General features: G+C 59.1%; 17 protein-coding genes and 9 pseudogenes. 8 read left to right on the top strand and 18 right to left on the bottom strand.

Annotation, left to right across the window (positions count from 1 at the left end):
- Positions 1 to 18: 18 nt before the first annotated feature.
- The 14 genes and pseudogenes from PMN64_RS21175 to PMN64_RS21240 all read right to left on the bottom strand — a co-directional run bounded on the left by PMN64_RS21175 (position 19) and on the right by PMN64_RS21240 (position 11,676).
- Positions 19 to 531, bottom strand: coding sequence for a hypothetical protein (locus PMN64_RS21175; RefSeq protein ID WP_411782008.1), 513 nt, complete (start codon positions 529 to 531; stop codon positions 19 to 21).
- A gap of 43 nt (positions 532 to 574) precedes the next feature.
- Positions 575 to 2,566 (bottom strand): c-type cytochrome, encoded by a 1,992-nt coding sequence (locus PMN64_RS21180; protein ID WP_411782009.1) that lies wholly within the window; start codon positions 2,564 to 2,566, stop codon positions 575 to 577.
- 9 nt (positions 2,567 to 2,575) lie between these two features.
- On the bottom strand, positions 2,576 to 3,103 hold the full coding sequence (locus tag PMN64_RS21185; protein ID WP_411782010.1) for a copper resistance protein CopC: 528 nt from the start codon (positions 3,101 to 3,103) through the stop codon (positions 2,576 to 2,578).
- A 44-nt stretch (positions 3,104 to 3,147) separates the two neighbouring features.
- Positions 3,148 to 3,714, bottom strand: a complete 567-nt coding sequence (locus PMN64_RS21190; RefSeq protein WP_411782011.1) for a hypothetical protein — start codon at positions 3,712 to 3,714, stop codon at positions 3,148 to 3,150.
- A complete protein-coding gene (gene amoB / locus PMN64_RS21195) occupies positions 3,711 to 5,033 on the bottom strand; it encodes a bacterial ammonia monooxygenase, subunit AmoB (protein WP_411782012.1) in 1,323 nt (440 codons plus the stop codon). The genes PMN64_RS21190 and amoB overlap by 4 nt, the downstream gene beginning before the upstream one ends.
- A gap of 27 nt (positions 5,034 to 5,060) precedes the next feature.
- Positions 5,061 to 5,918: a bacterial ammonia monooxygenase, subunit AmoA gene (gene amoA / locus PMN64_RS21200; RefSeq protein ID WP_411782013.1), complete on the bottom strand. Its 858-nt coding sequence runs from the start codon at positions 5,916 to 5,918 to the stop codon at positions 5,061 to 5,063.
- Between the two features lie 122 nt (positions 5,919 to 6,040).
- Entirely contained in the window at positions 6,041 to 6,832 is a 792-nt protein-coding gene (gene amoC, locus PMN64_RS21205; RefSeq protein WP_411782014.1) for a bacterial ammonia monooxygenase, subunit AmoC, read from the bottom strand.
- A 91-nt stretch (positions 6,833 to 6,923) separates the two neighbouring features.
- Positions 6,924 to 7,028, bottom strand: coding sequence for a pyrroloquinoline quinone precursor peptide PqqA (gene pqqA / locus PMN64_RS21210; RefSeq protein ID WP_283021219.1), 105 nt, complete (start codon positions 7,026 to 7,028; stop codon positions 6,924 to 6,926).
- Between the two features lie 121 nt (positions 7,029 to 7,149).
- Positions 7,150 to 7,557 (bottom strand): annotated as a pseudogene (locus PMN64_RS21215) (carbon monoxide dehydrogenase); the annotation flags it as partial.
- Positions 7,558 to 7,847: 290 nt separating this feature from the next.
- Positions 7,848 to 8,090: a hypothetical protein gene (locus tag PMN64_RS21220; RefSeq protein WP_411782015.1), complete on the bottom strand. Its 243-nt coding sequence runs from the start codon at positions 8,088 to 8,090 to the stop codon at positions 7,848 to 7,850.
- Between the two features lie 2 nt (positions 8,091 to 8,092).
- Positions 8,093 to 9,741, bottom strand: a protein-coding gene (gene tnpC / locus PMN64_RS21225) for an IS66 family transposase (RefSeq protein WP_411782016.1) whose coding sequence is annotated in 2 segments (ribosomal slippage) — positions 8,093 to 9,027 and positions 9,027 to 9,741 — 1,650 coding nt in all. Because the reading frame shifts where the segments join, the coding sequence is not laid out codon by codon here.
- Between the two features lie 45 nt (positions 9,742 to 9,786).
- Positions 9,787 to 10,134, bottom strand: coding sequence for an IS66 family insertion sequence element accessory protein TnpB (tnpB, locus tag PMN64_RS21230; RefSeq protein ID WP_411782018.1), 348 nt, complete (start codon positions 10,132 to 10,134; stop codon positions 9,787 to 9,789).
- A complete protein-coding gene (gene tnpA / locus PMN64_RS21235; protein WP_411782019.1) occupies positions 10,131 to 10,538 on the bottom strand; it encodes an IS66-like element accessory protein TnpA in 408 nt (135 codons plus the stop codon). The genes tnpB and tnpA overlap by 4 nt, the downstream gene beginning before the upstream one ends.
- Positions 10,501 to 11,676 (bottom strand): annotated as a pseudogene (locus tag PMN64_RS21240) (TOTE conflict system archaeo-eukaryotic primase domain-containing protein). Before PMN64_RS21240 ends, tnpA begins: the two are co-directional and overlap by 38 nt.
- 166 nt (positions 11,677 to 11,842) lie before the next feature.
- Here PMN64_RS21240 and PMN64_RS21245 point away from each other — a divergent pair.
- Positions 11,843 to 12,001, top strand: a pseudogene (locus PMN64_RS21245) (DUF736 domain-containing protein); the annotation flags it as partial.
- Between the two features lie 177 nt (positions 12,002 to 12,178).
- On the opposite strand, the gene PMN64_RS21250 reads toward PMN64_RS21245, so the two are convergent.
- Positions 12,179 to 13,504, bottom strand: coding sequence for an MFS transporter (locus PMN64_RS21250; RefSeq protein WP_411782020.1), 1,326 nt, complete (start codon positions 13,502 to 13,504; stop codon positions 12,179 to 12,181).
- Between the two features lie 768 nt (positions 13,505 to 14,272).
- On the opposite strand from PMN64_RS21250, the gene PMN64_RS21255 reads away from it, so the two are divergent.
- The 3 genes from PMN64_RS21255 to PMN64_RS21265 all read left to right on the top strand — a co-directional run bounded on the left by PMN64_RS21255 (position 14,273) and on the right by PMN64_RS21265 (position 16,799).
- On the top strand, positions 14,273 to 14,899 hold the full coding sequence (locus tag PMN64_RS21255) for a hypothetical protein (RefSeq protein WP_411782021.1): 627 nt from the start codon (positions 14,273 to 14,275) through the stop codon (positions 14,897 to 14,899).
- Between the two features lie 838 nt (positions 14,900 to 15,737).
- The gene (locus PMN64_RS21260; protein ID WP_411782022.1) at positions 15,738 to 16,064 is read left to right on the top strand and encodes a hypothetical protein; all 327 of its coding nucleotides are present in this window, start codon (positions 15,738 to 15,740) and stop codon (positions 16,062 to 16,064) included.
- 237 nt (positions 16,065 to 16,301) lie between these two features.
- Positions 16,302 to 16,799 carry a hypothetical protein gene (locus PMN64_RS21265; protein WP_411782023.1) on the top strand — a complete coding sequence of 166 codons (498 nt, stop codon included), beginning with the start codon at positions 16,302 to 16,304 and terminating at the stop codon, positions 16,797 to 16,799.
- Between the two features lie 34 nt (positions 16,800 to 16,833).
- Here PMN64_RS21265 and tnpC (PMN64_RS21270) read toward each other — a convergent pair.
- Both tnpC (PMN64_RS21270) and PMN64_RS21275 read right to left on the bottom strand, forming a co-directional pair.
- Positions 16,834 to 17,723 (bottom strand): annotated as a pseudogene (gene tnpC, locus PMN64_RS21270) (IS66 family transposase); the annotation flags it as partial.
- 358 nt (positions 17,724 to 18,081) lie between these two features.
- Positions 18,082 to 19,428 (bottom strand): IS5 family transposase, encoded by a 1,347-nt coding sequence (locus PMN64_RS21275; RefSeq protein WP_411782037.1) that lies wholly within the window; start codon positions 19,426 to 19,428, stop codon positions 18,082 to 18,084.
- Between the two features lie 172 nt (positions 19,429 to 19,600).
- Between PMN64_RS21275 and PMN64_RS21280 the strand changes: the two are divergent.
- The 3 pseudogenes from PMN64_RS21280 to PMN64_RS21290 all read left to right on the top strand — a co-directional run.
- Positions 19,601 to 20,028, top strand: a pseudogene (locus PMN64_RS21280) (transposase); the annotation flags it as partial.
- Positions 20,029 to 21,134: 1,106 nt separating this feature from the next.
- Positions 21,135 to 21,464: pseudogene (locus PMN64_RS21285) on the top strand (IS630 family transposase); the annotation flags it as partial.
- Positions 21,431 to 21,964 (top strand): annotated as a pseudogene (locus PMN64_RS21290) (transposase); the annotation flags it as partial. The pseudogenes PMN64_RS21285 and PMN64_RS21290, both read left to right, overlap by 34 nt.
- Positions 21,965 to 21,994: 30 nt before the next feature.
- Here PMN64_RS21290 and PMN64_RS21295 read toward each other — a convergent pair.
- Positions 21,995 to 22,051 (bottom strand): annotated as a pseudogene (locus PMN64_RS21295) (hypothetical protein); the annotation flags it as partial.
- Positions 22,052 to 22,131: 80 nt separating this feature from the next.
- Here PMN64_RS21295 and PMN64_RS21300 point away from each other — a divergent pair.
- Positions 22,132 to 22,368, top strand: a pseudogene (locus PMN64_RS21300) (IS5/IS1182 family transposase); the annotation flags it as partial.
- Positions 22,369 to 22,411: the final 43 nt, after the last annotated feature.

Here is a 22,411-nt window from a genome sequence, read left to right on the forward strand (position 1 = left end):
CAATGATTGACCGCTTGCTCATTTTGATTCCTTCACAACCACGTTGAGGGTTTGTACCGTCTCGGAGACGGTGTGATGCTGCGGATCCGCCCAATAGAGTCTTATTGTGTGCCGACCAGGCTTGGCAGGGAGATCGAAAACATAGAGATAGCGGCCATCACCAAGCTGGGTCAGCTGGTCTGCCATTGGCATGAGCTCGGTTTCGTCCATCGCAACATGCAGATGAACGCTCGGATTGGCAGAGCTCATGGTCATTTCTGCGATGTTATCGTCGGCTTGGAAAACGAAAGCAACACGCTCGCCGATGGTATTACCCGATTGCGGCAGAAGGATCTTCAATGCGGGCAGCTCGCGGGTGTTTCCCGATCTCGCAACAGGCGCACCGTCGGACCCGTGCATATGCTGCATGCCCGGCTCATGGTGTTGTGCGTGGGCTGGAGCCGCGACCAGAGCGCCAGCCACAACAATCATGCACCAAATGAACTGTTCGAATCGATCGCCAAACCGGTTGGGACGGGATGATATTTGCATGCTTTCCTCTTTTGTTTGCGAGCCCTGAAAGATTTCCACTAATTCAGTGTACATGTTGAGCGGGTGGCGGGAGAATTTTGGACTCTCTATTGAGAACTCGGACCTGCGAGATCAGCTCGTCGGATTTTTGCCAACCACATTCGTCCTCCTCCTGCAACCAGCGCGCACGAATGTATCCGAACCTGTCGATTAGGAATTCCATGGAATGTCTTCCCATTTCCAAACGCTTGGGATCTCCACGATTTGTAGTGCTCCGGGAGAGCAGATCGTAACTTTCTCTAACCTCTTGTGCTCCATGCCGGACATTCGGGACGCCCGCCGCCAGCTTTGCGTCCGGCGACACGATAATCGCCCACAATCGTTCTTTCCGGAATCGTTTCTGCTCAAGGCGTAGCTGTTTAACGCGCATTGCGTCGGACTTTTCGGGAAACACGAGCAGCACATTGCTTTGCTCACGGAAGTCCTTCAGCTCCCTCTCGGCCCCATTCTCGTCCTCTAAGAAAAAATTTGGAGCCCCCAGCCACGGATGATCGGGTACGATTTCAGGCGACAGGAGGCGCGCCTGAAATCCCTCTGAAAACGTCCGCAGGAAATTGATCACATCCCAGCGGGCCTGTTCGTCCAATACATCAGCAAATCCGGGCATGCCGCTTTTTGGAATTCCATGGCTAAGCCACCAAAACATGTCGCCGGCCGTATGCAGCGCAGTATGCGGTTCGCTCAAATTCGCGGGCGGCTTGGGGAGGGTCGATGCCGCCGGACCATCGCCTAGCCCTCCGCTGCCGTGGCAAGCCGCACAATTCTGGGCAAATAGACGCTTTCCATTGGTTATTGATATCGTCGAATAGGCAACCGACGGGCGGCGGTAAGTATCGGGATAGGCTTGCACGGATATCTGCCACAGACCGCCTGCGACCGAAATAGCGGCGGCGGCACCTGCTGCAACTGCTTTTACCTTTTGCGGCTTTCTCACACAAACGAGCAGGCCCCAGAAGAGTGACAATAGTGCTAGTGAGAAGGCGCCCACCGCGATAACGGGCGTCGGCCACGCCGGCCACGTGGCTTCGATCGAAAAGCGAAACGGCAGCCACCAGATGGGCTGATCATGTCGTGCTGGTATGACTGAAGAGAGCGCGGCTGCGCAGCCGACGATCAGAACCCCGCAAAAGAATTCAGTTGCTGCCCATCCAGCTCCTGCAAGAAAAGCCGCGGGTTTTGCTCCTACGGTTTCCATGACGGGTAGGAAGCGCGTGCGGATCCGATTGGCCACCAACAGGATGCATGCAAGTAGAGCAAGCTTCGTTATAATTAGTTGGCCGTAGGTCGTGCCAAGCCACTCGCCAGCCGAACTAGCGGAGCTAAACGCGAGCACCAAACCTGATGCGACGACGACGACCACGAAACCGGTTGCTAGTTGGGAGAAACGTCGCAGCGTCGCTGCGACATAGGCGCGCCGAGTGTCCGTGGAGGTGACAGCGACCGAAGCCACCAGCCAGATCCAAGTCGGTAAGGCCCCAAGCCAAGCAGAAACCGCGAGCACGTGAAGTTGATACGTCGGAACGAGCCAACGGCTGTCGTCTTCCCCGGCGGCGTGTCCAGCAAGTGGACCAATCAGCGCGATCAGTGCTGCTGTCCAGGCTGTCACGATTGAAGCTGAACGTTGCTGCTCCCTCGACCAGCCGCGAATTTGGATCGCTGTCGGCAGCAGCAAAAGAAGAGAGAGCGCTAACCTTGCAAGCGTGATCCGACCGTAATGTGTGTCAAATCCGAAGCTTTCCAGCGGCTGGCCAGCCGCTACTATCTCCGGTAGTGCCATATCTGTCGCAATCGCGACTTGAGCGATAAATAACCCAGCGGTAGCGAAGAGGTGAATGCCGGCCGCCCAGAGAAAGCTGACCTGCACTCGTCTTTGCCAAGCGGCAAGGACCGGATCGGAAGACGGCGTTGCCAGCAACAGAAAGAGTACTCCGCCTATGACCCATGCAAGCGCAATGTCAGCGATGGCCTTGCACAGAGCTGGAAACAATACCGTCATTCCGCATGCCTAACGTTCCTCGACGGTGAACTGATAGCCGTAGTCCACCACATGCCCGTCTTGCGAGAGCACGCGGTAATGAACCGAATAGCTGCCCGGTCTCATGTCAGATACTGCCGTTACCATGCACTTCGGATCATTGCCCGCTTTCAAATCGCCGAGCGCTAGCGACTGACCGTTGGCGTTCTTGAGCTCCACTTTCGAAAACTTGAGCTCTATGCGTTCGTTGAAGCACAGTTCGATCTGCTGCGGCGAATGAGCTAACACTGCCCGGCTCGCGGGATCGGACTTCACGAGAGCGGCATGTGCAGAGGCAGCCGTTGGCAGGCACACGAGGCCAACGCACAGCAACGTGATGCCAAGCGCTGATACCGGACGCCTGCTTGCGGACGAGAGTTCTTTTACCGTCCCTTGAATCAGCCTAGTTCGCGCCCTGCCGGTGCCGGCGGTCAAGTTTGGCGTGCCAGCATGATCGAGTGACGGCCGCGTCGCTACTCGGATGTAATCGCTCTTGTATCCGTGTTTTTCGTGAGACATGAGTGTGACCCTTATTGCCGGACAGCGGCCGACAAAGTGCTAGCCTAGCTTTCCTTGCGCAACGTGGAGTACCAAAACAGGGCGGCCCCGGCTGCCAGCGTTCCTAGAACGATTGCGAAACTGTCCCTATATCGGACCCAAATCCCGTTGCCGTAACCAACCGAAAACGGAAATCTCGATACGTATTTCGGTCCGTCGCCGACTGTCACGAGGCCCACAAAGCGCCCGGATTCGGGGAACGTGTACTGAAACGATAGTGAGCCTGTCGGATATTGTTTTGGCGGGATTCGAAGGATGGCCTCGCTGTCTACGTCGTTGCCGGCGTCTCGCAACAACCGGACCTCGATGGGCAGATCACGTAGCACGTCGCCGACGGCATCCAAGACGATGACCGTGCGGCCGATTTCCGGAATGTCCTCGCAAAATTCCTGATTCCCCTGCTTGGCCGGCTGGTATCCGGTAAAATGCATAATATAGGGCCCAGCGCGAAGCTTGCACACGTCTTTCTCCATCGATACTCCCCCGTGTGCAATCGCTGGCCGCGCCCCACCGCAGTCGAGGATGAGGAGCAAAGATGGAATTCCAAGCACTGCGGCTTTTACGATGTTCAACCCGCACCTCCTTTCGGATTCTCAGCCGTGCGGTTGTCGGGATCGGTGAATACAGGGACCATGGGGCCGCTGACGTTTGAGATTGTCCGTTTGCCGTGCTCGTCATAGAAGAACAACAGTCCTCCCAACGTGTTGTCCGGATCGTTGATCAGGCTACTCAAGCGCTCCGTCTCCCATGCCGCGTCGGCCGCTTCGATATCGACTGTCTTCGTTTCACCCGGCTTGAGCGGTCGGCTGTCGCTCACCTTAAGCCCATTCGGAGGAAGCAATTCCTTGGGGTAATTCGGATCCACCGTCGCCATTGCCTGGCTAACCTCATGGTTGATGAAGCGCTGGTTGGAAGTTAAGAACTCGCCAAGCTGTGCTGACGTGCTTCCATTGTTCGTCAGTGTCACGTTCATACGAAGCGAGCGGCCAGGGACGTCATAGTTTGACTTGTTGACCACAACTTTGACCTGCTCAGGCACTTCCGGTAGGGGCTCGACGGTTGCGCGGGACCCCTGCAGCGGCACGGTCCTTGGATAAGCGGCGTCGGTCGCCTGAAAGCCGAAGAATACGATGAGAATCGTCGCCACGAGCAAACCGGCCCCGAATAGGCGATCGGTGCTGGTAACGAGCTGAGATCGATCGCCGCCTTTTTCCATCAACGCGCGAAAACGAGGCAGCAGGAGCGGCCGGCGCAACCACCAGACAAGCCACACGATGGCGATCGCAACCCACAAGCCATGCCAGAAGAACACCCTGCCAAGGCCCCAGGTTTCGAGATTGTCGATAGTCTCGCCACTGAGAGTTTTGATTGGAAGCTTGAAGTCGCTTTCGTTCCCCGTCACCGTCAGCCAGTTTCCCGGTCCGAGCAGTGGCCCGGCTCCCATCACGTTGATCATCGGATGGACGTGATGGTGGCCTGGCACTCGTCCTTTGAGCACCGTTTTGAATTCATAGTCCCGGTTCAACTCCAGTTTGGTGGACTGAATTGCTGGGACGCCATTAATGTAGCTCTCGGTTCGGGCAAGCACCGGGCCCGGCGTCCCGTTTCCCAGAAAGGCCGCTTCGGGAAGGGGGAGGTTGACTGGCCAGATCGGGAAGAGTCGAAACTTGCCGGTGACAACGATTTCACCGTTCACGGGAATTTCGTTCGTGCTCCACTTCACATCGTAAAAATGAGCCGTTCGCATCCGCAGAAACGGCTCCTGATTGCGCTCACCATGCGCCAGAGCAGCATCTGGGACGAAGGTCAGTATTCCGATCTGCATGATCGCCGCCGCTGCCGATAAGACTAGACGCACGCATGAGCTTTTGCGGAAACAGAATGTTCTCATTTGGAGTCCTTCACGGTCCCAGCAGGATCATTCGGCTGCGACGAAGCGCCCTTGCAGGCTGGTGCCGTCTATGGCTTTTTGGGCTGTTTCAGCTGGCTCATCCTTATCGGTGAGCCCCATGAAATGTTTCAGGGTGTTTGGCGTCGTTACCACACGAGCGAGGAGCATTCCGATATGCCACCACGCCAAATACATCAGTATGGATACGAATGCCGAGAAAAAGGACGCTATAATGGCTGAGTGGCCACCAAAAGTTCGAAGCGTGCCCCGCTCTATCAGCCGGATATACTCAGGCAGGGCGGTGCGGGTGAAGGCATAGCTGATGTAATCGCCCACGGAAACAAGCTGCCCCATCACTTCTACGGGTAGCCGATATGGCGCCAGCCAAAACCAGTTAGTCGGGTAGAAAAGCAGTGCGAATGCAAAGGCGCCGGACATCGCCGTGAACAAAAAATTCCCGGTCAGCAAAAGCGCGACATCGAGGACTAGTGCGCCAGGTATCAGCAGCGCTGGAATGACCTCGCTCATCGGAAAGTACGACCACAGGTGGAAACCGAAATGTCGATTTATCCACTGACCGAACAGGAGACAAACGACCGCAAATGTAGCGGCGATTGGAAGTCTAAATTTCGTCCAAAACACATACTGCAAAGCTGCAGGGAATGTTATGGCCGTAATTGGAGTCAGGGTGACCCACCACTGTCTGTCTTTCCAATCGATCCACATATCCCAGTCCCCTGCGGTCAGCATGTAATGCAGGTGGAATGCGCCGGAGACGGCCAGAAAAAGGATGGCGGCGACGAGAAGGTCAAACACTCTTGAGATTCTTGCTGACTCTTTAGGCCATTCGAGCCCATACAGTCTCACAGACGTTCCTCCTTGCATGGCTTCCTCCTAATTCTTTTACCGAGTTGAGATCGACCTTCCTGGAAACCGACGCCCGACATGATTACAGCGGCAAGCTTTCACATGCCGGGCTGTCAGCGATTAATGGTTCATAAGCGGTTTCAGCGCTGGGTGGCGACCGAAACTTCGTCCTCTTGGGAAAGCCGCCCGATCACTTCAAGCATGTGCATCGCGATCTGGATCAGGAGCCCACCCAAGGCCAGCACACTCCAGCCCATCACGACAAAACCCCAATGCAAGGGATAGGAGAACACTTCTTCCATCAGGAAGAAGGCATGGCCCCACTCGTTGTAGCCCAAGTTCGGCAGTATTAGAAACGGACCTACAACCGCGAGCACGAATGGAATTGAAATCTGCGTTGCGAACTTCGGCAGCCTCGTCATCGCGTACAGAAATGATCCCACGCCAAACAGCACGTAGAGTGGCATGGTGCCATAGAACAGCACGATGTGACTCGGCGTGAAGCTTGTATCCCGGACCACAACCTGATGCCATGAGGCGTCCTGCTCGGCAAAGAAGCTGGTAGCGAACCAGACGCAAAAGGCATAGACGAAGATGAACAGGACCAGATTGAAGTAACGCCGGAGCTCTTCCCGCGGTTTGAGCGCGCCAAGATTGCGGTCTCGCGTGAACCATAGATACGCCCAAGTCACCACCCAGAGCAAAGGGATAACGCTAAGCTCAACCTTCAGCAACGTCATCCAGGCGGCATCGAACGCGGTCTCAGTCGAATCCAGGCCGGCACTCCAAGCATAGACCTGCTGAAAGATGCGCCAGAACACCATCAGCGCTAGCACCGCCAGAGTGCCTCCTGCTGCAAGTTTGAAATTCGCCAACGGCTGAGTACGGTCCTCAGCGGCAGGCTTGGCGTTATGAGTCATCGTGATCGTCATCTTGTCTCCTCCTTGAGATTGCCTAAAGTGTGGTGTTATCTACGAGGGTAGTGCTCACTCCGATCGTTGACCGCAAGGATAGGATCTGTCTTCAAGCTCCCAGCTTTCTGGTTACCTCCTTGCGAACGGCGCACGCATACATGTTGATTTCGAGACCGACCGGTAATTCGACGATTTTTGGGGCTTTCCAGCTCATATCGATTTGCTCGTGGCTAGATGAATGCGGCGCAAAAAGTCGCGAGGACACGAGGTCCTCGCAGTGGGGGAGAACTCACCGAGTGCGCTCCAAGTGCTCGGCGAAAAAAAGAAACCCATGATCACGCCATCCCTGCCACCGCGCGCTGTGCCATCACCCTGATGAGATTGGCGCGATAATCCGACGAGCCGTGGATGTCGCTGAGCAGCCCGCTCGACGACACCGTCACGCCGTCAACCGCGTTCGCCGCCCAGTTCGCCTTCAGGGCGGCCTCGATGGCAGAGACCCGCATCACGCCGCTCTGCGAGTCGCCTGTCATGGCGACGCGCACCTCGCCGGGCTTGCTCTTGGCGACGAATGCGCCGGTCAGTGCAAAGCGCGACGCCGGATGCGGAAATTTTGCGTAACCCGCCTTCGCGGAAACGGGGAATGAGACCGCGGTGATGATCTCGCCATCTTCGAGCGCCGTGGAGAACAGGCCTTTGACGTAGCGAATGCATACGCGTTTAGCCTTTCTCGTCTCTCCTAATCTCTCCTAAATCTGCAAGTCCTGAAGACCAGCATAGTCGAATGGTTAGATTCGGCTGCCACCAATCCTGGTAGGTGCGGTGCAGTCCTTCTCCACGATACAACTTGGCAACGCCCCAGGCTTACCGTCACCAGGGGCGCGCGTTGGTCAGCTTTGCTGCTATGGCCTGTAAGGCTGGACACCAAAGTTTGCGGCCCGTGATAGGGACAGCGCTGTCCTGTCGATGTAAACCTGATCGGAGACCACGATCCTGATGCTGGTATCCATCCGAGCTAGGCCGCGGACGGGGCTCACCGATTCCACCGCTTGAGGAGTTCGGGGTCTTCCTTGTGCATCCTGATGAGCTCCGTCAGGTTTTCGATGCCGAAGTCGGTGAACGCCATGACCTGGTCGTCACCTATGCCGTAAACCCATATGACGCCATCCTCTGTGTCCATTCCGTTGGCCACGTCCCCGAGCCAGTCCTCGTCTTCGCCGAGGTCTTTTGCGACGCGAGCGATGGTGAAGACGGCGTGAACCTTGTTGACGTGCATGGCTACGCCGCCTGGGAGGAGGACCTCGACGCAGGAGGCGTCCAGTTCCAGGGCAACAACTCGTGCAGGCGGTTCTGCGGCATGTCGGCGATGCGCGCGAAGACGTCGGCAAGCCAGGCTTTCGGGTCGATGTCGTTGAGACGCGCCGTCATGATAAGCGTGGCCATCACGGCAGCCCGCTCGGCGCCGCGATCAGAACCGGCGAACAACCATGCCTTTCTTCCCAGAGCAAAACCACGCAACGCTCGCTCCGCTGCGTTGTTCGTCATGCAGATCCTTCCGTCGTGGACAAGGCGGGCAAAGCCCTCCCAACGGTTGAGCAGATAGTTGATCGGCTTAATCACGTTGGACGAACGTGAGAGCCGGGCAGATTCCGCCCGCAGCCAAGCCTCAAGGTCGGTCAGCAGCGGCGCGCTTCTGTCTTGGCGGACCCGCAGCCGCTCCTCAGCATTCACCCCATGGATCTCGCGCTCGATCTCGAACAGCTGGTCAATTCGACGAACCGCTTCCAGCGCAATGGGCGAGATCGCTGTCGCCGATCTTCCGCGGCGAGCGTTCTGGGCGATGTCGGCAAGTTCGAAGAACGCCCTCCGGCCATGTGCCCAACAGAAGGCGGGCGTGGCCGGCAACGCTTTGCGTCCGGGATCGAAGAGAGCGTTGAACCCGCTATAGGCATCGGCCTGCAGGATCCCAGCGAAGGTCTGAAGATGCCGCGCGGGATGCTCGCCGCGTCGATCGCGCGAGGCGTAGAACAGCGCCGCCGGTGGATCTCGCCCGCCGAATGGCCGATCGTCGCGAACATAGGTCCAAATCCGCCCGGTGTCCGTCTTTCCCTTCGCCAAGATCGGGATCTTGGTGTCGTCGCCATGGAGCCTATCGGCGGAGAGCACATAGGCTTCGATCAATTCAAAGATGGGTCTGACCGCGAACGCTCCGCGCCGACCTGGTCCGCCAGCGTCGAGACCGACAGGTCGATCCCCTCGCATTTGAAGCGCTGGCTCTGTCGGTTCAGCGGCTGATGCTGACCAAATTTGTCGTACAGGATCGTCGCCAGAAGCTGCGGTCCGATATAGCCCCGTGGCGTGGCATGGAACGGCGCCGGCGGCTGTGTGATCGCCTCGCAATCCCGACAACTGAACTTCTCCCGGACTGTGTCGATGACCTTGAACCGGCGCGGGATCTCCTCCAGCGTCGAGGTCACGCTTTCGCCGAGCTTCGACAGCCGCGCCGACCCGCAGCAGGGGCATTGCGTCGGAGCCGACAGGACCACGCGTTCTCGCTCGATGTCATCGGGGAAGGGCTGACGCACCGGCCGCTTGCGCTCAAACGAACGCACCGTTTGCGTCTTCCTGGCCGCCTTCTCGGCGGCCAGCTCATCCTCTGTCGCGCCCGCCTCGAGTTCCTCAAGCTCAAGCTCCAGCTGATCGAGCAGCCGTGCCGACCGCTCGGAGCGCGTGCCATATATCGTGCGTCGTAGCTTCTCGATCTCGAGCTTGAGATGGGCAATCAGCGCTTCGGTGCTCGATTGCTTCGCCTGGGCATTGGCCGCTTCAGCAAACCTGGCTTCCGCCGCAAGCCTGGCCGTGCGTTCGGCCAAAATCATTGCATGCGCGGCGGCAAGATCGGGCGGCAGGTCGGCGCTGGAGTCCATGGCCAGATGGAATCACATTCGCTACCAAACTCAAATAACAAAGTCTCAGCCTACGCTGGTCGGACGCCAGGTCTCTTGGGGGTTGCGCCAGTCGATGCCGGACAGCAGATAGCTCATCTGCGCCTGCGAGATCGACACCACGCCGTCCGCCAGCGACGGCCAGGCAAAACGACCTCTCTCGAGCTTCTTCGTAAACAGGCATGCTCCCTGGCCGTCATGCCAGATCACTTTCAACAAATCACCCCTGCGTCCGCGGAAGCAAAACAAATGACCACTCAGCGGATCACGGCGCAGCACCTCTTGCACCTGCAACGACAATGAGGCGAAGCCTTTGCGCATGTCGGTGTGGCCCGTCGCCAGCCACACTCGAACTCCCGTAGGGACCGGAATCATTGCGGATCCAGAGCCTCGATGATCCGGCGAAGCGCCTCAACGTCGATGCCCGCATCAACAATGACGCGCCGCCCGCCAGCCAGCTCGATCTCAATCCGACGCTCCGTCGAATGTGCGGTCGCGCTCTCCGATGAGGCCGCCACCGACGCCACGGGCCCGCCCTCGGCCATAACTGCCCTGACAAACCCAGCCTCGGATTTGATCCGGTTCGCTGCGAAGGCTCTTCGCCAGGTCACCAGCAGAGAACGTGATAAGCCGTATCGCCGCGCTGTCGCCGCAACCAGGCGAGGCTCGGATAGGCTTTCCAAAACAATCCGCGCCTTCTCCTCCTCAGACCAGCGGCGCCGCCGGCCTGTATCAACCACTTCAAGTCGATTCAGCGCGCTGTACGTATGGCTGTCCATACGTACAGTTCTCAACCATCAGGCCAGCCCGCTGCAAGGCGGCTCTCCTCGGAGGCTTACTGATGCTGTGCGGTATCGCGGCTTCAATACGCCGCGGCGCACTGCGGCGAGACGGCGACATCTTCCACGGTTCGTCGGCATGTTCGTCGTCCACCGGCATGCGGACGCCCAAAACCCGAGCCGATAGCTCCGCCTCGTCCGCGAGCCTGAAGACCATGTCAGCTGACAATCTGGGCAGGGACGACAGATACGCCCATTGATCGTCGTAAGGCCGCAGATCGTTGTCGACAAAAACGCTGTTGCCGATCTCACGAGCTTTCCTTTGCAACGGTAGTGCAATCAGGTTGCCAAAGCCCCCAAGGGGCATCGTGTCCTGATTGGGAAAGAAGCGATCAGGAGGTGAAGCCGATTTCGGGCCGTTTTTCCATTGTCTCCGTGATCAGGGCTGCCCCATCTGCCTGGCGATCCTTGCTGGAACAGGCTCGGAGAAGAATACCCAGACATGGCCGCCATTCCCCCATCGCGACCGCTCCAGGGCCGCGGCAATTCCTTTCACATGACAGGTGCCGAGCAATGCTCTGGCGTCATCCGCCCAGCTCTCCTTGTCGAAGTCGGCGGCAAGGAACCAGCATGTCTCATCCTGCAGCAATGGATAAACCCCGGCGACAAAGTCACCGGTGCGAGCATCGCCGCCGCGCAGATGCTTTTCGATAATGTCCTCGGAAGGCGGAATAAACACCTGATGCGGACATTCCCCGCATTTTACCTTCGGCTTGCCGCAGATCCCCTTTGCCCACTCATTCGAGCACGTCGGCGAATAACCGGAGCGTCCCGTCTTTCTGTTTTCCCAGCGCACCGGAACAACATCGGGACGCCCGGCGAACAAGCGTCGGAACAACTCGACTTTCTCGATTGATGGCGAGTTGTTGGTAACAGGGGGGTCGAAAAAAGCACGTTGTTCGACAGCCTGGCTGCCGGATGTCAGCTTTTGCTCAAGCGCTTCCAACTTGCGCTCAAGCTCCATCCGCTCGGCATCCAGATCAGCCAACCGCTGTCGGATGCGCGCAATCTCTTCCCAAGCATCATTCTTATCCACCGGCTTGCAGCCCGCGCCTACGTTCATCCCGCGCGCCAACATAGACCAAAGGCGATCTCAGCTTAAGGCGGACAATGCATCACTACGGCCCGAGACGTCTGGGATTATGCGGAGCGGAACACGCCGAGATCGGCGAAAACCAGTCCATCACAGGGCGGCACTTCGCATAATCCCGCTCTCCGCATCGATGTTATGTGGTGCACCACATAAGGCCGAGATCGGCGCAGCCTGGTCGAAGCGCTCCGAAGAGGGCCGCGATTACCTCTCGCTCAAGCTCGACGACCCCTCGTTCAACGCACCGATCTACGCGAACCTGTTCGACGAGGAAGGCGGCGAGGGCGACACGCTCCTCTGGTCCCGCGCAAGAACGGCGAGTAAGATCGCTGCACTACACCCGGCCCGGTGCGCAGGTTCGGCAGCTATCCTCCGCATCGTCGCGTTGGCCCTCGTCTGGCAGGCTCCGCAAAAGCGGAAGCCGATGCACGCATCGTGAGATTGGCAACCTGGCTGGGGCCGTCACACGTTATCGCATTGTCCAAAGCTGCTACGGGCTCCGCGTGTTCGCGGCGGCCCGAACGTTGCGCGGTGCCGTCTCGGGCATCATCAGCATGGCGCAGAGCCCGGCCGCGGTAGCGACAAGCATGTACCAAGCGGGCGCCAACGCGTTCCCAGTAACGTGGGTCAGCCAAGCGACGACGAGTTGAGCTGTGCCCCCGAAGATCGCTATCGCAACAGCGTAGATCGTCGCGAAGGCGCCGCCGCGGATGCTCTTGGGCAACCCCTCGGCCATACCGACATAGAAGGCGCTATACGGAATCGTTCCGACGAGGGTGAGCGCGCCGAGACCTGCGAGAAGCGCCATGGGACTGCGGCTCTCTGCGATCCACAAGAACACCGGATAGGTCATCAGCAGCGCGGCGATCTGCGGCCATATCATGATGGGCCGGCGGCCGGCCCGATCTGCAAGCCAACCGCCCAGGAGTGCCGCAACAATGCCTACCGCATTGGCGACGACAGTGGTCGCAAAGGCGAGAGGCGCAGCAACTTGCAGGGTGTTCAGCGCATAAGTCGTCATATATTCCGTGATATAGGTGATAATCGTGCAGCTGGCCAAAATGACCAATCCCAAGCTCATCATGCGGCTGGCACGCAATTTCCTTGCGGGCTCGACGGCGAGAGCCGGCGCTTCAGGTCGGTGCAGCGTTTCGGGCAGGGCCCTGCGCAACCAAAGTCCGAACGGCAGCGTACAGGCACCGAGCAGAAACGCGATCCGCCATCCGTACGCATCCAGCGACTCGCTTGTCATGGTGAGGGAGAGTACTTCTCCGACCAGCGCGCCGGCCGTTGCAGCTATTTGTTGGCTGGCAGGCTGAAACGAGACGGCAAGGCCCCGCCGTCCGGCCGGGGCCGCTTCCAGCAGATAGGCGGTCGTCGGACCGACTTCGCCTCCCAGGGCGAAGCCCTGCACCAAACGCGCGAAAACAACCAATAACGGAGCGGCGATCCCTATCGTATCGTACGAGGGCGTCACAGCCAACACGAGTATCGCGGCACTCATCATGACAAAACTGGCAGTCATTGCAGGCCGGCGTCCGACTCGATCCGAGTACGAGCCGATCACAATGGCCCCGATGGGTCTGGTCACGAAGCCCGCTCCGAAGGTCGCGAGCGACAGCATAAGGCTGGCGAACTGATCCTTCGCCGGGAGGAACGTGTGACCGATCTGGATGGCGAAAAAGCTATACGTCCCGAAATCGTAAAATTCGAGCATATTGCCGATCGTCGCGCCCAACACGGCATGGCCGGTCAAGCCTTCGTCTGCCGCAATGAGGGTCGGCTTCGAGCTTCGCCGAGTGAATTGTTTAGCCATGCGCTTGAATCCGTCTCGAATGCGATCCTAGAACATTTCGACAGACTATGTGGAGCACCTTGCGCTCCGCATGAGCCAGCAGCGGGGTCGCGCGACTCGCGATCTTAAACGCTGCATCGCTGCGGTGCAGCCGTGAGTCTGTACGTGGCCCATAACAATCTTTGCCGCTTTTACAAAGGCCTGCCGACAAGGCCAGCGATCGCGCTCGGCCTCGCGGATCGAGTCTGGGCGATGGTAACCTGTTTGGGCGTAGAGCGACCAGATGACTACGCTTGAAAGGATAGCCTTGTCGCGCAGAGAACGCCGGACGAATGTACCGCTCGAGCTCGAGAATCAAAGTTCGAATGTGCCTTGTTTAATGGCTTGAACCGCACGTCGCGTCAGGTTGTAGAGTTGAAGATGCGGCGGCGTGGGAATGGCACGTTGCCGCAAATGACCAATAGGCAGGGCATGAGAGGTCCTGATAGCGATTGGAGCCAATCACCTCGAAGACGAGGCTCGTCTCAGCAGGGGCCCTGCCGCATTTTCTTGATGTGAGATGTGATGATGTGAAATGGTCGGATAAGTGGTGACGGAGTTGGAATAGCGTTTGCTCGTCTCAAAGCCGCACTGGAGCCAGGTAACACGAGGCTGGCAAACACCAGAATCCTACCGACCATTGCTCACGCGCTGTGGAGGCAACCAATGTCTAGCCTGGTGCCGGATGGCAATGACGACCCTGCGTAGCCGCGCAACGCGTTGGCGGCGCACCTCAGAAAGGATCGTGCGTTGCTTAATGCTGCCCTAAACGAGATTGAGCGCGCGAGTCACATCAACGACTTCTCGACCGCGCTGGTCAAGCACTACAAGCAGTTGCGGGTGATGGCGGATCGCGCAATGTTCCTGCAGAAGGCTGCCGCGGATTTCCACCTTAGATTTGTGGCAAGCTTCGAGGATAACATCCGCGCGGGCAAATCGTGGGGGTACGCCACGACATGCAACGCGGTGAGCCGGGATGCTGCAGGTCAACCTGGCATCGAGGCCTGCAAGGCAATAGCGGCTCGGGTATCGAGGCTGGATAATGATCTGATAGGAAGGGTCCAATGCAAGACGCTCTCGCTCTTTGCATCATCGTTCGGGCGGCTTTCCGCGATGGCCGATTGTCGCAATGGAACGATTAGAATCGCTGCGTTTTGTCTGGGCGAGAGCGGAGTGGTTCAGCGGTTGAACAGTCAACAAATGTCATTGCTGGTGAACGCTTTCGGAAAGTGGCCCGAAGAGCCGATGGTTCGCCAGGCCGCGGCCGCAATCGCGGATGAAGTCGTTCGCCGCAGGGGCCGCCGCGCACGGCTCTTTGAGTTTACTCCGCAAGGATACGACGCTGGTGCATGGCTTTTGCAAGTGGCGCGAAGATGAGAGCACCTGCAGGGCCATCGCCGGCGAAATCCGTCGCCGCGCGATTGCGCCGACATCGGGCTCTCTGAGTTTGTTTCCCAGGGGATGTCGGTTCTCGTCAACGGCTTCAGTAGATCGCCGAAACAGGAAGACTATCGTCACGCCACAGCCGCGATCGCCAGAGAGGTGTTGAGCCGCGACGGACAACTCTCTCGTATTGCGCCGATGGAACTCGCGAACCTGCTGAATGGATTCAGTCAAGTGGCCAGAGGAGGCGGCGTGTCGGCACGGGATAGATCGCATCGCCGAATGGCGACATGGCGACATGGCGACATGGCGAAGGAGTCGAATGATGATAGCGGAAGCCGCCGCAAGGGTTGTGAGGCTAAGGTCGATCAAGGTAAGGCCGGGGAAGAGGAGGGCGCCTGCGAAAGACTGCAAGAAAATACATGCCGCCAAGAACGTCGGCGACTTGGAGAGGCAAGGGTATGTCCCCTCGGGCAACAATTACTTTGGGCTGCGAACTACCAATCGGACACTATAATCGTCGCCTAAACCTTAAGCCGGCTCCCCGTGGAATGCCCGAAAGCAATGGCGTCGAGCTGGAACCCCTCGCAAGGCTTTTTGAGCGCGGGGACGCCCGATCAACCCGTTACCCCACGCGTAATTGTTTTCAAGCATTGGCCACTGCATCGAACGTTCCAATCTCAAACATCTCCGGCGTTGCAGGAGGCGGTGCGTGGCGGCAATGTCATCGCTTTCATCGCAAGTCCGGTTGTTGAAGTCATCCGAAACGGCAAGTCGAATATTGGCAGGTACCTTTCGTCGTTCTTTTCAGTACGCTCAGACGATGAGCTCAATGTCGAAGATTGTAGCGGTCGGGGCAATTTTCTTAGGAGAAGCCCTTTCGATAATCGCGGAGTTGGTCGCCTCAAAGCAGTTCGAAAAGAGTATTAAACCGCGAGATATCTTCGATATTGCTGCCGCGAGAGTCGATCATTCTGCTGATCTGATCCGCGAGCTCAAACCATATCGACAAAACGTGATCGAAACTATCGCTCAGATCGACAAGCTAAATCCTGAGTTTGTGCGTGGAGCAATAGACAGTCTAATTATAAGGGACGGCCATAAAGAAGTTGCCGCAAAAGCTCTCGACCGCGCAAAACAGATACTTCGGGCTGTGTGAGCCAATTCTTTCTGCGATAAATTGCGGGGTCTGCCGCGGCGCATGAGTTTCTGGCGGCGGTCGTTCCAGTCGCGGCAGTCGCCTCAGCGCCGGCGTGAAGAGCGCGGTGTGCCGATCTGGGGGACTGCTCACAATGGCACCATTTTGCGGCATCCAGAGACAGGTGACGTATCGCCTCCTGTCAACTCGCACCTGCTTCATCTCCATATCGGGATCGATGCCCGCGCAGAGTCCAGGATGCATATTCAACTTGCGAGCGGAGCGCCGGACCTGATCGATGCAGCCATACGCGAACTCGGCGTTGAGACCGGCGGCATGGACACCTGCATCTCTCTTCTGCCGGAGACCGGTCGACCGTGGCGACCTCGTTTCGACGCCAAGACGCTCGCCCAAGAAGAGCGGATGCTGCAATCAGCGGCCTATGTCCTGTGCGCCTATCTGAGCGGCATGCGCGACTGCGAAGTTCAAGCAATGCAGCGCGGGTGTCTCTCCATTACCCGCAGCGAAGATGGTCTGCTCATGCGCCACCGCGTCCGATCGGTCGCCTACAAAGGCAAGTCGAGCCATGGCCAAGCGGCCGAATGGATCACGATCGAACCCGTCGCCAAAGCCGTCGAGGTATTGGAGCGCCTGTCGTTCCCGGCGGCAACCGCCCGCGGACTTACGACACTCTGGCCGGTCCTAGCCGCTAAATCCGTGTGCAAGGATCACCTCTCTGCCGAGATCGTGCGGTAGCTCAATCTTTATCGTAAGCGGCAAGCTGAGGCCGTCACACGGCGTGGTTCCATGGCATAAGCGCGTCGATTTCGCTGCTCGGCCAGCCGTTGGCGATACGCTGAAGTGTTAGGGCGAGCCAGGCGAACGGATCGACGTTGTTCATTTTCGCTGTCTGCAGCAGTGTCGCGATGGTCGCCCAGGTTTGTCCGCCGCCGTCGCTGCGCCAGAGGTCGAAGAGATCTGCGACGATCGCCGCGGAGGCTTGCTGGCGCGCGGCAACGCGTGCGTCGGGGCTTTGACCGCGCACGGTTTTTTCAACCTGCCAGAGCTTTGTCATCTGCTCGACCGTCGTCGTTGCCACTCTCGAGCTCCCTGCAACATGCAGCTCGTAGAACTTGCGTCTGCTGTGTGACCAGCAGCCAGCCAATGTGATGCCATCATTGCCGCGATCGGATCGCGCCAACTTGTTATAGGCAGCGTAGCCATCCACCTGCAGGATACCGCGATAGCCACTGAGATGCCGGACCGCACATTCGCCGGAGCGGCTGTCTTCGAAGCGATAAGCCACCATCGGGGACCGCTGCGGCCAAAGGTTCGGTCATCCCGGGCATAGGCCCATAAGTAGGCCGTCTTCGTCGATCCGGAGCCGGGAGCGAGCGTCGGCAAGGTGGTTTCGTCGGCAAAGACCCGTTCGGCCTTCTTGACCTCGCTGAAGATGTAGTCGGCCACGATCTCGAGCTCGAGGCCGAGCTTGCCCATCCATTGCGCCATCAGCTGGCGGTCGAGTTCGACCTTGTCGCGGGCGTAGATGGCCTCCTGCCGGTAGAGCGGCTGGCCATCGGCGTATTTGGCGACGGCGATCTGGGCCAGAAGCGCTTCCGTCGGAATGCCTCCTTCAATGATATGGGCCGGGGCCGGCGCCTGGATGACGCCGTCCGCGTTAGTGCGTACTTCGAAGGTGATAAGGCCGTTATTGCGGTTCGGGCGTCGGGAAGCGTTGGTCTGTGCCCATCTTGCGGAACGGTTTCCCGACGCCCGAACACAGCCGGTACCGGCGCCGTGTAACCGATCTTCCCCTTTCGGGACGGATCGTACAGCTTCTGGTCATTGCTCGTCGCTTCCGTTGCGACGCCGTCCTATGCGGGCGCCAAATCTTCGCTTCGCCGAAGGGGTACTGGCACCATCGGCGCGACGCACAGCAAGGCTACATTCTATCGTCCATCACCTCGGTCTGATGCTTGGCGGCCGCCCGGCAGCAGGCTTCGCAAAACGGCTGATGCTGCCGGTGAGCAGTCGTCCGTTAAGAAGCCGGATTGAGCTGGGCTGGCCAGGCGAGCGTTGGCCATAGCAATCGCAGGAACAGGGCCAGGAGTTCTCTGAGCCAGGCGAGGATGCGGCGAAAGTTGTGGCCGACAGCTGAGAGGATGACGTTGGCGGCGTCGCCGGCACGGCCCTTGAGGTGGCAGCGGCCGAGGTGACCTTCGGTCTTCATGTGTCCGATGATGGGCTCGATTGCGGAGCGGCGGCGCAGTTCGCGCTTGATGACGCCGAAGACGCCGCGCTTCTGGCCGGAGATGAACACGCGCCGCGGATTTTGCGCATCATGGCCGCGGTACCCCTTGTCGACATAGGCCCGCTCGATCGGACAGCCGGTGAGTGCCTCGGTGCCGTCAATGACGTCCCGCAGGGTGTGACCATCGTAGGGATTATCGGGCATTGCGCTCGCGTGCAGCACGAACAGGCCGCCGGGAGCCCGGCGGTTGTTGGTGACGATGGAGGCCTTGACGCCGAACTCGTAAGGCGCGGCGGCCTTGCCCTTGCCGATGCACTCCACCTCCGGGGCATGGAAGGAATAGAGCTTCCAGCCGCGCTGCCGCTGCTGTTGCGAGCGGATCTGGCTGGCGCGCCCGAGGGGAAGTGCGAACACCTCCTCGAGTGCCGGCTGGCGCTCGATCTTGCGGCGGATGTCGCGGATGATCCGGCCGAGCCGGCTGCGCAGGATACGCAACTGCCGCTGATGCCGATTGAACTGTTTGGCATGGGCATAGCGCCCTGCCATCATCGCGGCGGCCTTGGCCACCCGAGAATAGGACTGCCGCAGCCTGACGCCGTGCCTTCTCGCCAGGCGGTTGAGCCCCTTGATGGCCGCATGCAACAGCTTGGCATCGGTCGGAAAGCTGATGGCCTTCGGCTGCACCGTGGTGTCGACCGTGACGCGCTTGAGGTCCTGGCTGCGCAATGCGCCGGCCTCGTGCGCCACCCGCAGGCTCTCGGCCAACAACCGCTCCAGCTTGTCGCCGAGCCGCTTGCGCCAATGGCTCAGATCCGAACGCTCGTGCGGGAAGGCGTGCTGGAAGAACTCTTCGCCGGTGAAGAACTGGAAATAAGGGTCGTGGACCCAGCGCTCGCACACCCCTTCATCGGATAGCCCGTAAATGTGCTTGAGCAGCAGCAGCCCGATCATGAAGCGGGTCTCGATCCCCGGCCGGCCGTTCTCGCTGTAAAGCGGAGCGATCTCGCCGTCGATCCAGTCCCAGTCGATCTTGCCGGCCAGCAGAACCAGCTCGTGCTTCATGTTGATGATCTCGTCCAGCCGAGCCCGGAACAGATCGTTCGATCCCGTCGCCTTGTGCTTCTTCGGCCGCATCGTCTCAGCCCCCCGATGCGGACAAGGAATCATGCTTCCTCTCCCGAGGGAATCCCGAAAAGGAAATTGCAGGGTTTGCGGGCCTCAAGACCCAAATCCCTGCAATCTCAAATGCCTCCGCAGCCGAAAAACAGACTCCCGCTCAATCGCTTAGACGCTTGTTCACGGGCGACTGAGCAAGGACACGCTTCTTCGCGTAGTTCGGCGCGCCGTAGCCGTCCGCCGGCTGATCGGCTCAGGATTATCGGCATTGATGATTGGGCCTGGCGGCGCAATCATCGATACGCCAGCATCGTCTGCAACTTAGAGCGGCGCCGGGTAGTCACCCTGCTCCCGGATCGGGAGCCGGCAACTGCCCAAGCCTGGCTCGCTGCTCATCCCACGATCGCGATCGTTGCCCGTGACCGCGGCGGAGGATATGGCGAAGCGACAGCAAGAGCCTTGCCGCACGCGATACAGGTCGCAGATCGCTAGCATCTGATGGAGAACGCCAGTCGCGCCTTCCTTGATGCCGTTCGCAAATCGATGCGCCAGATACGCACAGTGATCGGTGCGACGACGATTGATCCCAAGCTGCTAACAGCCGCAGAGCGGATCCAGGGAGACAGAGGTTGAGTTGGACGGATGTGGTGCATGGCACAATCAAGCCTGAGATGTCCCAACTTGTAGCGGCGGCGATGTTACGTTGCGGAAAACGATGTCGGCGCTGCTGCTGGTGGGCGATCGACTGTCAGCTGGTGCTTCTCGCCAACTCGCACTCAGTGATGACAGACAGTAAATGAGTGTGCTCTGCTACGATGTCCGGGACAAATGGTTTGTCGTTATGAAGGGATATTGGGAACGTATGTCTCCGACAGCGCTGTCAATTGCCCGCACTTCTAACGTTCCGTTTCTGCGTTGAGTTCGACAACTGGTTTTGCCGTGCGGGGGCCCAGCTATAGATCGGAGGCGCTAGCTATCAGACTTCGAAGAACAGCTGGGTTTTTGTCGCCGAACTGGATGCCAGCAGTGCAGCCTCCGACTGCACAAATACCTGCCTCGCCCCCTCCGGCTTCGTTGTGAGTGCAAATTGCAAAGCAGGTCCCAACCTCCTTGCCACGGCGACCGGGCGCGTAGGTTGTGCTTTTGGTGCATTCGGCGACACGCTGGTCTATCTCAAGTGAGCCCTATCGGTCAGAGCAGTGAGCGCCGTGGTTTCCTTCGCCCAAGGCTAACGAACCAGGCGCAAACGCGGCCGCCAAATATTCTTTTCGCCTAGCAATTCCGGTCTACGCCGTAGGCCGAGCAGCAGAAGCCCGTCGCCTAGATCACGAATGGGAGATACGGATTCTGGCGTGCGAAGGCTTCTGCGCCAGAATGCTGTCGCGCGGCGATTCGAAATACTCCGTCAGCGACGACGGGATGACTGCATTTACCTCTCCCAAGAACGCGCGGAATCCTTACGGTGAAGCACTGCGCAAGGGCTGAGAATTTGATTTGGCGGAGCCCCTCTCGAGCCGCGTGCGCCGTATCTTTCGGAAGAAAATATGCGGGAAAGAAAGTGGTGATCGACGCCACAAGCGCTGAAAAGCTGCCGGTTTCGGTACCAGTTCGCGATTATGGCGCGGGTCAGTGCGGGCGGCGCCCGATAGTTAGGTCGTCCGCCAAGGCTAGATCGGCCGGGTTGATCAGTCGGCGCGCGTCGAACACCGTCTTGCCGGCGACTTGCTCAGATACAGGCACTCGATCGCGAGCAACCGGTCTTGCCGATGATGCCTGGCGTACCGGAATGCCGCGCGCACAGCTACGTGCGGCATGGTACGACCACGCTGTTTGCTGCACTCGATGTCGCTTCGGGGTTTATTATTGGAAAATGCTACAAGCGTCACCGGGCGATCGAGTTCTTTGAAGTTCCTCAAAGAGATCGACACTCAAATACCCGAAGGACTCGATGTCCATATCGTCATCAACTACGCCACCCACAAGACACCCCAGATCAAAGCGTGGCTGCCCGACGGCCGCACTATCATGTCCACTTCACGTTATTGAACGCGACCTTGCCCGCTCAGCGCTTGGAGACGAAGGCGTGAAGCGGCTGATGACCATTCCCGGCGTCGACATGACCGTCGCGCTGGCTATGAAGGCGGCAATCGGCGACGTGTCGCGCTTCGACGAGCCGCAGAAGCTCGTGAGTTATCTCGGCCTGAACCCAAGCGTCCGGCAGTCCGGGTCAGGTCCGGCAAACCATGGGCGGATCACCAAGCAGGGGCGTGGTCATGCGCGCGGTGTGCTCGTCGAGGCGGCGTGGGCGGCCGCCCGTGCTCCCGGACCTTTGCGGGCCTTCTTTCTGCGCGTCCGGGCTCGGCGCGGCCAGCACGTCGCCGCCGTCGCGACCGCACGTAAACTCGCTGTCGTGATCTGGCATCTGCTAATGAAGGGCGAGAGTTACGCCTGGGCTCGACCCTCCCCGCCTGCCAAGAAGCTGCGCGACATGGAGATCAAGGCCGGAAGCAAGGCTGGGCGCGGCCAGAAGGGACCCGCGCATGCCTGCAATATGGTGGTTGCCACGCTTGGAGATGCGGCCAGTGCGATCGATCTCACCCGACTGATAGCGTCTTGGTGTCAGGCCTTGGGTCATCAGCATTGATGGGCAAACCGCGGGATGATCGCTAGAAAGACCCGTTGCTTTCGGTGTTCAACCAAATCATCGGGACACGGGCCACCTACTTCTGCGGCGAGTTGAGCTTTTGCCACCAGCTGCCGTTCGATCGATCGCGGATGACGCGCTGGCGCCAGCGGCTCGGCGAGGAGTAGCTCGTCGCGCTGATCCAGGAAAGTCTGCCAGTAGCGCACAAGACTGGCGCCATCGGTCCCAAGGACCTGGAGCGAGTGGCGGTCGATACCACGGTGCAGCCAAGGGCCGTTGCGCATCCGACCGACGCACGGCTGATGCATCGGGCCATCACCCCAGATCGACGAACCTTCGACTCCGGTAACTACGTCA

This window comes from Bradyrhizobium sp. UFLA01-814 (assembly GCF_046718885.1).
Taxonomy (GTDB): domain Bacteria; phylum Pseudomonadota; class Alphaproteobacteria; order Rhizobiales; family Xanthobacteraceae; genus Bradyrhizobium; species Bradyrhizobium elkanii.

Coding starts and splice junctions, on each gene's coding strand:
- PMN64_RS21175 (WP_411782008.1), bottom strand. CDS start 531: ATGCAAATATCATCCCGTCCCAACCGGTTTGGCGATCGATTCGAACAG.
- PMN64_RS21180 (WP_411782009.1), bottom strand. CDS start 2,566: ATGACGGTATTGTTTCCAGCTCTGTGCAAGGCCATCGCTGACATTGCG.
- PMN64_RS21185 (WP_411782010.1), bottom strand. CDS start 3,103: ATGTCTCACGAAAAACACGGATACAAGAGCGATTACATCCGAGTAGCG.
- amoB (WP_411782012.1), bottom strand. CDS start 5,033: ATGAGAACATTCTGTTTCCGCAAAAGCTCATGCGTGCGTCTAGTCTTA.
- amoA (WP_411782013.1), bottom strand. CDS start 5,918: ATGCAAGGAGGAACGTCTGTGAGACTGTATGGGCTCGAATGGCCTAAA.
- amoC (WP_411782014.1), bottom strand. CDS start 6,832: ATGACGATCACGATGACTCATAACGCCAAGCCTGCCGCTGAGGACCGT.
- pqqA (WP_283021219.1), bottom strand. CDS start 7,028: ATGAGCTGGAAAGCCCCAAAAATCGTCGAATTACCGGTCGGTCTCGAA.
- PMN64_RS21220 (WP_411782015.1), bottom strand. CDS start 8,090: ATGCACGTCAACAAGGTTCACGCCGTCTTCACCATCGCTCGCGTCGCA.
- tnpB (WP_411782018.1), bottom strand. CDS start 10,134: ATGATTCCGGTCCCTACGGGAGTTCGAGTGTGGCTGGCGACGGGCCAC.
- tnpA (WP_411782019.1), bottom strand. CDS start 10,538: ATGGACAGCCATACGTACAGCGCGCTGAATCGACTTGAAGTGGTTGAT.
- PMN64_RS21250 (WP_411782020.1), bottom strand. CDS start 13,504: ATGGCTAAACAATTCACTCGGCGAAGCTCGAAGCCGACCCTCATTGCG.
- PMN64_RS21260 (WP_411782022.1), top strand. CDS start 15,738: ATGTCGAAGATTGTAGCGGTCGGGGCAATTTTCTTAGGAGAAGCCCTT.
- PMN64_RS21265 (WP_411782023.1), top strand. CDS start 16,302: ATGCATATTCAACTTGCGAGCGGAGCGCCGGACCTGATCGATGCAGCC.
- PMN64_RS21275 (WP_411782037.1), bottom strand. CDS start 19,428: ATGCGGCCGAAGAAGCACAAGGCGACGGGATCGAACGATCTGTTCCGG.